Source organism: Oscillibacter sp. KLE 1745 (assembly GCF_000469445.2).
In the GTDB taxonomy this organism is placed as follows: domain Bacteria; phylum Bacillota; class Clostridia; order Oscillospirales; family Oscillospiraceae; genus Oscillibacter; species Oscillibacter welbionis.
In genome coordinates this window covers 1-8,541 of the sequence record NZ_KI271655.1, presented here as the reverse complement: position 1 = coordinate 8,541, position 8,541 = coordinate 1, and the positions used below count along the sequence as shown (strand labels likewise).

The 8,541-nt window shown below is 61.0% G+C and carries 8 protein-coding genes and 1 tRNA gene; 2 read left to right on the top strand and 7 right to left on the bottom strand.

From position 1 onward, the window contains the following. Positions 1 to 139: 139 nt before the first annotated feature. The 6 genes from HMPREF1546_RS00890 to HMPREF1546_RS00865 all read right to left on the bottom strand — a co-directional run bounded on the left by HMPREF1546_RS00890 (position 140) and on the right by HMPREF1546_RS00865 (position 5,226). Positions 140 to 215 (bottom strand) — tRNA-Gly (locus tag HMPREF1546_RS00890). A gap of 37 nt (positions 216 to 252) precedes the next feature. Continuing rightward, the gene (locus HMPREF1546_RS00885) at positions 253 to 948 is read right to left on the bottom strand and encodes a hypothetical protein (RefSeq protein WP_021747733.1); all 696 of its coding nucleotides are present in this window, start codon (positions 946 to 948) and stop codon (positions 253 to 255) included. A 53-nt stretch (positions 949 to 1,001) separates the two neighbouring features. Beyond that, positions 1,002 to 1,598, bottom strand: coding sequence for an LUD domain-containing protein (locus HMPREF1546_RS00880; RefSeq protein WP_021747732.1), 597 nt, complete (start codon positions 1,596 to 1,598; stop codon positions 1,002 to 1,004). 1 nt (position 1,599) lies between these two features. Continuing rightward, positions 1,600 to 2,454 carry a YitT family protein gene (locus tag HMPREF1546_RS00875; RefSeq protein WP_021747731.1) on the bottom strand — a complete coding sequence of 285 codons (855 nt, stop codon included), beginning with the start codon at positions 2,452 to 2,454 and terminating at the stop codon, positions 1,600 to 1,602. A gap of 24 nt (positions 2,455 to 2,478) precedes the next feature. Continuing rightward, positions 2,479 to 4,725 carry a DNA topoisomerase (ATP-hydrolyzing) subunit A gene (locus HMPREF1546_RS00870; RefSeq protein WP_021747730.1) on the bottom strand — a complete coding sequence of 749 codons (2,247 nt, stop codon included), beginning with the start codon at positions 4,723 to 4,725 and terminating at the stop codon, positions 2,479 to 2,481. A gap of 6 nt (positions 4,726 to 4,731) precedes the next feature. Next, positions 4,732 to 5,226 carry a transposase gene (locus HMPREF1546_RS00865; RefSeq protein ID WP_021747729.1) on the bottom strand — a complete coding sequence of 165 codons (495 nt, stop codon included), beginning with the start codon at positions 5,224 to 5,226 and terminating at the stop codon, positions 4,732 to 4,734. A gap of 185 nt (positions 5,227 to 5,411) precedes the next feature. Here HMPREF1546_RS00865 and HMPREF1546_RS00860 point away from each other — a divergent pair, with 185 nt between their 5' ends. Then, on the top strand, positions 5,412 to 5,654 hold the full coding sequence (locus HMPREF1546_RS00860; protein WP_021747728.1) for a hypothetical protein: 243 nt from the start codon (positions 5,412 to 5,414) through the stop codon (positions 5,652 to 5,654). A gap of 5 nt (positions 5,655 to 5,659) precedes the next feature. Here HMPREF1546_RS00860 and HMPREF1546_RS00855 read toward each other — a convergent pair whose 3' ends face one another. Beyond that, positions 5,660 to 7,654, bottom strand: a complete 1,995-nt coding sequence (locus HMPREF1546_RS00855; RefSeq protein WP_021747727.1) for a type IIA DNA topoisomerase subunit B — start codon at positions 7,652 to 7,654, stop codon at positions 5,660 to 5,662. Between the two features lie 469 nt (positions 7,655 to 8,123). On the opposite strand from HMPREF1546_RS00855, the gene HMPREF1546_RS00850 reads away from it, so the two are divergent. Further along, positions 8,124 to 8,498, top strand: coding sequence for a desulfoferrodoxin family protein (locus HMPREF1546_RS00850; protein WP_025544072.1), 375 nt, complete (start codon positions 8,124 to 8,126; stop codon positions 8,496 to 8,498). The last annotated feature ends 43 nt before the right edge of the window (positions 8,499 to 8,541 follow it).

Genomic DNA, 8,541 nt, shown 5'->3' with positions numbered 1-8,541 from the left:
CCCGCGAATGGCTGACCGCCATTCGCAGGACCCCTGCCTCACCTCTGATCCAATCGCGCCTTCGGCGCGGGGCGGAGGCAGCGAGTTCGCTTTCTGATGAAAAAACAGGACACCCAAAGTTGGGTGTCCTGTTTCACTCTGGAGCGGGCAACGAGGCTCGAACTCGCTACCTCCACCTTGGCAAGGTGGCGCTCTACCAGATGAGCTATGCCCGCGGAACAAGGGGTATTCTACCAGAGAAACACCCGCTTGTCAAGACTCTTCTGCAAGATTTTCCGAATTTTCTTCCGCAGCAGCCGCGGCGTCTCCGCCCATCACAAACTCGATCAGCCCCACCGGACCCTGTGCCGGATAATAGGAGATCGTCCAGGGCGGCGTCTCTGCCAGACCTCGCGCCTCCCGGAGCTGTGCCACCGTCTCCTCCACCCGGGCCTGGCCGTCCTCTCCCCAATAGCCGACCCGGACCGCCAGCTCCGTGCGGCCCTCGTCCAGCGCCGCCTCCAGCAGGGCGGACAGCGCCTCCGTACTGGTAGCGTTCACCACCGCCTGGATCTGCTCCGCCGTCCGGCGGTAGCTGACCTGGATGCTGATCTCATAGTACCCCCGCTGGGACCGGCTGGAGGCGGTGATATACTCCACGGCATAGGCGCCCATAGGCGTCTCCTGCTGGACCTCCGTAGTGGCCTGCTCCAGTGTGTCCGCCACCGTCAGATCGTCCTCGTAGTTGTAGAGGCGGACCGTGGCGCTCTCCGTGTGCTGGCCGATGAGGATCAGCAGGTCGTTCACGATGTCCTGGTAGTTCTCCGCCCGGAGGGTCCCGGCGGCCTCGCTCTCCCAGAACTTGCTGCTGTGGGGCTCCACGGTGGCATAGTTCCGCTCCAGCAGGGCGCTGCACCCCGTCAGGGACAGGCTGACGCACAGGAGCAGGGTGAGATGGCGCAGCTTCACGGCTCGGCGCCTCCTTTCCCGTCAGAATGGCCCAGGGACGGGCAGGGGCGCGCTTACAGCCCCAGGTCCTCGTCCACCAGCAGGACCTCCGTCTCCATGCCCAGCATAGGCCCCCAGAGAGTCACCAAGGCGCGGCAGACCCGCTCAGGACTCCGGCAGTCGTAGCAGCGGTCCGCCTTCACGGCGCAGGGCGTCTTCTTCCCCAGCTGCCGGGCGCGCTGGGGTGCAGCCACGTTCCGGGCCCGGTACACCGCCGCCTCGTAGGTGGGGGCCAGCTTGTTCCGGCCGATGACAAAGTACACCTTCTCATGGCCGAACAGCGTGGCGGACACCCGGTTGCCGGTGCCGTCGATGTTGACGATCTCCCCCGACTCCGCCAGGCCATTGGCAGAGGACAGGTACACCTGGGTCTGCATGGCCGCCTTCCGGGCGGCGTTCGCCTCCTGCTTCCAGTGCCAGATGACGGTGTTGTGGGCCGCCAGCTTGTCGTACACCCCCAGAGCGTCCAGGGTGGCGGAGCCGCCGAAGCCCACGGTCTTGCCGTCGATGGCGCCGTCCAGGTAGGCCGCGGCCTCCGCCGCCGCCGCAAAGGTGCGTACGGTGTAGCCCCGGCGCTCCAGGGCCTGCTGAACCTTCGTGAAATCTGTCATGTCAAATTTCCTCCTTCTGATAATCCCCAAATCCCTCGCCCAGGATCTCATGGGCGTCGCACACGATGAAAAAAGCCTTCGGGTCGATCTCCCGCAGCATCCGCTTGATGGGCACGATCTCCCGCTGCCTGAAGGCCACCAGCAGTACCTGCTTCTCCGCGCCGGTGTATGCGCCTTTTCCCTGAAGCAGCGTCACGCCCCGGTTCATATCCAGCAGTCCCTGGACCGTCTCCTCCCACCGGTCGGTGATGATGTAGGCCACACGAGAGGTATCCCACCCGTACAGGATCATATCCATGACCTTGGACAGCAGATACATCTGAATCAAGCCATAAAGTGCCGCGTTGACGGTGCCGAACACCACTGCAGCCAGGATCACCACCACCATGTCCGGGATCATCACCAGCTTACCGATGGGCAGCCAGGGGAATTTCAGCTTCAGCAGCTTGCCGATGATATCCGTGCCGCCCGTCGTGGCCCCCTGGGAGAATACCAATCCCAGCCCTACCCCCATCCCGGCGCCGCCGTACAGGGTCGCCAGGATCGGGTCCATCGGGGGGAAGGTATGCATCCATGCAATCACGTCAATGGCCAAGGAACTGACTGCCATGGCGTACAGGCTGCTCACCAGCAGGCGGCCTCCCAGGAGCCGCCAGCCCGCCAGAAACAGCGGCACATTGACAAGGATGGACAGCACTCCCACCGGCAGGACCGGCACCAGGGCGTTCACGATCTGGGCCAGACCCGTCACGCCGCCCATGGCGATCTGGTTGGGGGCTACGAACCAGTCAAATGCCAGGGCGTAGATCACCGCCCCCAGCGTGATGATACCGCAGCTCCTCACCTTCTGCGCCATAGATCTACTCCTTTTCTATCTGATTCAGTCCAGCAGATCCATCTGCCGCTCCTCGGAGTCCTCCTCCCGCAGCAGGGCGCCCGCCGCCGGGAGACTGCGCACCCGGTAGCGGCTCTGGTTGGTGATGGGCGTGTCCTCCAGCGCCTTCACCGTCTCCAGCTGGTACTTTGGCTTCAGGGTCATCACCGCCACCCCCTGGGTGGTGCGGGTGGTCTTGGGAGCCAGCAGAGCGGTGTGGAAAATCAGCGCCCGGGGCTCCGTGGAGTACACCGCCAGCTCGCAGTCTGCATCCAGCCTGCGGATACAGGCCAGGGGCGCCTTGTCGGAGTAGGCCCCCGTCAGCTTGCGGCGGTTGGAGGTGGTCTTGTAGGCGGTCAGGTCCACCCGGGCCGCCTTGCCGTTTGCAAAGAAGAACAGCAGGGCCCCGGCGTAGTCCGGTCCCGGCAGGACGGCGTAGATCACATTCTCGCCGCTGTCCATGGAGAGTTTCGCGGGCAGATAATCCCCCAGGGCGCTGGCCTTGGTGTCTTCAAACTCGCTGAGGCGGGTCTTGTACACCTGGCACCGGTCCGTGAAGAACATGATCTCCGCGCCGTTGGTGGTCTCAAAGGTCTGGGACAATCCGTCCCCGTCCTTGTACTTCTGGTCCGCCGCCATTCGCAAAGAGGCAGGGGTGATCTTCTTGAAGTACCCCTCCCTGGAGAGGAACACATGGACGGAGTAGTCCTCCACCTGAGCCTCCTCCACATAGGTCTCGATCTCGTGGCTGTACACGATGGAGGTTCGGCGGGGCTCGCCGTATTTCCTGGCCGCCTCCGTCAGCTCGTCCACCAGGATCTGCTTCAGCCGCCGGGGGGAGTTCAGGGTGTCCTCCAGGTCGGCGATCTCGTCCTGGAGGGCGGCGGTCTCGTTGACACGCTTGAGGATATACTCCTTGTTGATGTTGCGGAGCTTGATCTCCGCCACGTACTCCGCCTGGATCTGGTCGATGCCGAAGCCGATCATCAGGTTGGGGATGACCTCGGCCTCCTCCTCTGTCTCCCGGATGATTTGGATGGCCTTATCGATGTCCAGCAGGATCCGCTTGAGGCCCTTTAAGAGGTGCAGCTTGTCCTGTTTCTTCTTCATCACGAAGTAGACCCGCCGCCGGACGGACCCGGTCCGCCAGGCAGTCCACTCCTCCAGGATCTGCCGCACCCCCAGCACCTTGGGAGTACCGGCGATCAGCACGTTGAAGTTGCAGGCAAAGGCGTCCTCCAGGGGTGTCAGCTTGTAGAGCTTGGTCATCAGCTTGTCCGGGTCCACGCCCCGCTTCAGGTCGATGGCCAGTTTCAGGCCGGAGAGGTCCGTCTCGTCCCGCATGTCGGCGATCTCTTTCGCCCGGCCCGCCTTGATGAGCTCCGCCACCTTGTCCAGGATGGCCTCCACGGTGGTGGAGTAGGGGATCTCGTAGATCTCGATGAGATTCTCCTCTTTGACGTAGCGGTACTTGGCCCGGACCCGGACGCTGCCCCGGCCGGTCTCATAGATCTCCCGGATGGTGTTCCGGTCGAAGATCAGCTCTCCGCCGGTGGGGAAATCCGGCGCCAGCAGGGTCTCCATCAGGTCGCAGTCCGGGTTCTTCAGATAGGCGATGGTGGTGTCGCAGACCTCCTTCAGATTGAACCCACAGAACTGGGAGGCCATGCCCACGGCGATGCCGCTGTTGGCGGACACCAGAATGTTGGGGAAGGTGGTGGGCAGCAGGGCCGGCTCCTTCATGGTGTTGTCGTAGTTGTCCACAAAGTCCACGGTGTCGCTGTCGATATCCCGGAACAGCTCGGCGCAGATGGGCGTCAGCTTGGCCTCTGTGTACCGGGGGGCGGCCCAGGCCATGTCCCGGGAGTAGACCTTGCCGAAGTTGCCTTTGGAATCCACAAAAGGCGTCAGCAGGGCGCCGTAGCCCCGCGAGAGGCGCACCATGGTGTCGTAGATGGCGGCGTCGCCGTGGGGGTTGAGGCGCATGGTCTGGCCCACGATGTTGGCGGACTTGGTCCGGGCTCCCGTCAGCAGACCCATCTTGTACATGGTGTACAGCAGCTTGCGGTGGGAGGGCTTGAACCCGTCGATCTCCGGAATGGCCCGGGAGACAATGACGCTCATGGCGTAGGGCATGTAGTTGGTCTCCAGCGTGTCGGTGATGGGCTGTTCCACCACCGCCGCGTGAAGGCCGATGACGTTGGACGCGTCTACCTTATGCTTGTTGTCGTCGGTTTTTTTCTTTTTGGGCAAGTGTAATCAGTCCTTATCTTGTATCCATTTCAAGGGGTTGTTGCGGATGTACTGGCGAACATTGGCTAGGTCCTCGTCATTGCGGATCACATGGTCATAAAAGCCCTTCTGCCAAAGAGAAATGCCCGCTTGCTTGCTGGTGATCCGCTTCATCTGCTGGATGACGTTCGACAGCGGCGTAGGGGCGGCAATCTGCCGCTCGTCCGGCCCGATGTGCCGGAGTGCCAAAATCAAATGCACATGGTCCGGCATGATGATATATTGATCTACCGATATGCCGGGGTAGTGATCCGGGATCGCTCGGATGGTTTCATCCACGATCCGCCCCAGAGGTGTCAGGGAGATTCGAGGCGGGCGATTGATAATCGCCCCTACGGCGGGTTCGATGGAGCACAGGACCTCCTGATTTCGCTCCCTGGTGCAGATGGTGATGAAATAAGATCCCGGCTGGCTGTAATCATAGGACTCCAGCCGCAGGCGCTTCCGCTGGGGGCGTTCCATGGCATCCTCTCCGCTATCCGTTGATTGGGAGTGTATTTTCCGTTGTCGAAACAGAGGGTGCTTTCTGTCCCAACGGCTACGCATTTATTAACCCAAACAGCCAAAACACTCGAAATAATTCACGTATTGCGCATTTTCCGAAACTCTAGTATGCTGTATTCATAAAATTCAAAGGAGGCTGCTCCATGAATGAGACCTATAAATGGCTGTATGACTACTACGCCCTGCCGTTGATAAAAGTCGGCAAACAGGCGGATGCGCTCAAAGAGCGGATCGTCTCCCACGGCAGCCCTGCGGACGCGCTGTTCCTGTGGGACCGGCTGGAAGACCTGTGCCTGCTGTGGGGCACGGAGTCCTTTGCCATCGGGCTCCAACTGGGCCTGCGGCTCATGGCGGGCCAGCGGGCGGACGGGCTGCTGATCTCATAAAACTCTCACGAAATATCCGCCATCTCCAGGTACTTGTACCCGTTCTCCGCAATATGGTCCTTCCGGCCCTGGAGGTTGTCCCCCAGCAGCAGGTCGAACACCGCCGCCGTCTGCTCCACGTCCTCCGGCATCACCCGGATCAGCCGCCGGGTCTCCGGGTTCATGGTGGTCAGCCACATCATGTCCGGGTCGTTCTCGCCCAGGCCCTTGGACCGGTCGATCTTGTACTTCTTCCCCTCCAGGGATTTCACGATGTCGTTCTTCTCCTTGTCGGAGTAGGCGAACCACGTCTTGTCACCGCTGTTGATCTCAAACAGGGGCGTCTCCGCGATATACACGTACCCCTCCCGGATCAGGGTGGGGGTCAGCCGGTACAGCATGGTGAGGATCAGCGTCCGGATCTGGAAGCCGTCCACGTCGCCGTCGGTGCAGATGACCACCTTGCTCCACCGCAGGTTGCTCAAGTCAAAGGGCGCCACGTTCTTCACGTGCTTGTTCTGGACCTCCACGCCGCAGCCCAGGACCTTGATGAGGTCCGTGATGATCTCGCTCTTGAAAATCCGGGCATAGTCCGCCTTCAGGCAGTTCAGGATCTTGCCCCGCACCGGCATGATGCCCTGATACTCGGAGTCCCGGGCCAGCTTCACGCTGCCCAGGGCGCTGTCGCCCTCCACGATGTAGATCTCCCGCTTGTCCACGTCCTTGGTGCGGCAGTCCACGAACTTCTGGACCCGGTTGGCGATGTCCACCGAGCCGGAGAGCTTCTTCTTCACGTTCAGGCGGGTCTCCTCCGCCTTCTCCCGGCTGCGCTTGTTCAGCAGCACCTGTTCGCCGATCTTCTCCGCGTCAAAGGGGTTTTCGATGAAGTAGATCTCCAGATTGCTGCGGAGGAACTCCGTCATGGCCTCCTGGACGAACTTGTTGGTGATGGCCTTCTTCGTCTGGTTCTCGTAGCTGGTCTGGGTGGAGAAGTTGTTGGACACCAGCACCAGGCAGTCCTCGATGTCCGCCCAGGTGATCTTGCTCTCGCTCTTCTGGTACTTCCCCTGGTCCCGCAGGTACTTGTCGACGGCGGAGACAAAGGCGGACTTGGCCGCCTTCTCCGGAGAGCCGCCGTGCTCCAGCCAGGAGGAGTTGTGGTAGTGCTCGATGACGTTCACCTTATTGGAAAAGCAGCAGGCCACGCTGAGCTTCACCTTGTACTCCGGCTTGTCCGCCCGGTCCCGGCCCTTCTTCTCCGTCTGCCAGAACACCGGCGCCGTCAGGCTCCCCTCTCCCGCAAGCTCCGTCACATAGTCCATGATGCCGTTTTCGTAGAGGAACTCCGCCTCTTCGAACCGACCCGGCTCTGTCTCGTTCCGGAACCGGAAGGTGACCCCGGCGTTCACCACCGCCTGGCGCTTCATCACGTCGGTGAAGTACTCCGCCGGGATGGCGATGTCCGTGAACACGTCCAAGTCGGGAAGCCAGCGGGTGCGGGTGCCGGTTTTTCTGGCCTGGCTCTTGGACAGGGGCGTCTTCCCCAGCTCCCCCACGATCTCGCCCCGCTGAAAGTGCAGGGTGTATTCAAAGCCGTCCCGCCAGACGGTGACGTCCATGTACCGGGAGGCGTACTGGGTGGCGCAGGCACCCAATCCGTTGAGCCCTAAGGAATATTCGTAGTTGTCGCCGGAGACGTTGTCGTACTTGCCGCCGGCGTACAGCTCGCAGTACACCAGCTCCCAGTTGTACCGCTGCTCCTTCTCATTCCAGTCCACCGGGCAGCCCCGGCCCGCGTCCTCCACCTGGATGGACCGGTCTGCAAACCGGGTGACAGTGATGGTCCGGCCGTGGCCCTCCCGGGCCTCATCGATGGAGTTGGAGAGAATCTCGAACACCGCGTGCTCGCAGCCCTCCAGTCCGTCAGAGCCGAAAATGACGCCGGGCCGCTTCCGGACCCGGTCTGCGCCCTTTAATGCCGAAATGCTGTCGTTGCCATAGTCCTGCTTCTTGGTTGCCATTAAGTTCCTCCAAAGGCAGTGTCTGCCGTAAAATTCATAAATTTATTGTAGCACACCCGGCGCTGTCCTTCAAGTGCTCCCCCAAAAGACGCCGTGATCCCGCCCGCTTCCCGACGCTTCACACAAATTTTACAAAAATGTTATTGCGTAAAATTTCTCATAACCTGGCCGTCACCCAGCTCAATGCCCTTTTCATCGGGGTTTTGCACATTCTCCACAGAGTTTTCCACACCGTTATGTCAACTTTTGAAATACGAAAAAAATACCGCGCCGCGCACACCCCGGCCGGACGCTCCGCTTTTCGGATCAGATGCTTTTATAGAGCGCCTTTTCAGCCAGCCGGATGCCCGGAATTTTTTTGTAGTTGCAAATGCAATATATGCGCACATTTGGATATGCTAATATATTGCCAGAAGAAATCCCTCTCCCCTTGAAAGTATTTCAAAAAACGGAAAAAGGAGAATTCTATATGAAGTTCTATATCTGCAAACATTGCGGCAATGTCATCACCAAGCTCACCTCCGCCCAGGTGCCCGTGAAGTGCTGCGGCGAGGAGATGCATGTGCTGGAGGCCGGTGTCACCGACGCCGCCCAGGAGAAGCACGTGCCTGCCGTCACGGTGGAGGGCAGTCTGGTGAAGGTGGACGTGGGCTCTGTCACCCATCCCATGACCGCCGAGCACTTTATCCAGTGGGTGGTGGTGGAGACTGAGCGGGACGCCCTGATCCACTGGTTCCACCCGGAGGAGGCGCCGGAGGCCGTGTTCACCCTGGCGGAGGGCCAGACTGCCAAGGCCGTTTATGCCTACTGCAACCTCCACGGTCTTTGGAAGAAGGACCTGTAAGCTGCGAGACACCAGACCGCCCCGGCGCTGCACAGCGCCGGGG

Coding starts and splice junctions, on each gene's coding strand:
- HMPREF1546_RS00860 (WP_021747728.1), top strand. CDS start 5,412: ATGAATGAGACCTATAAATGGCTGTATGACTACTACGCCCTGCCGTTG.
- HMPREF1546_RS00850 (WP_025544072.1), top strand. CDS start 8,124: ATGAAGTTCTATATCTGCAAACATTGCGGCAATGTCATCACCAAGCTC.
- HMPREF1546_RS00865 (WP_021747729.1), bottom strand. CDS start 5,226: ATGGAACGCCCCCAGCGGAAGCGCCTGCGGCTGGAGTCCTATGATTAC.
- HMPREF1546_RS00875 (WP_021747731.1), bottom strand. CDS start 2,454: ATGGCGCAGAAGGTGAGGAGCTGCGGTATCATCACGCTGGGGGCGGTG.
- HMPREF1546_RS00880 (WP_021747732.1), bottom strand. CDS start 1,598: ATGACAGATTTCACGAAGGTTCAGCAGGCCCTGGAGCGCCGGGGCTAC.
- HMPREF1546_RS00855 (WP_021747727.1), bottom strand. CDS start 7,654: ATGGCAACCAAGAAGCAGGACTATGGCAACGACAGCATTTCGGCATTA.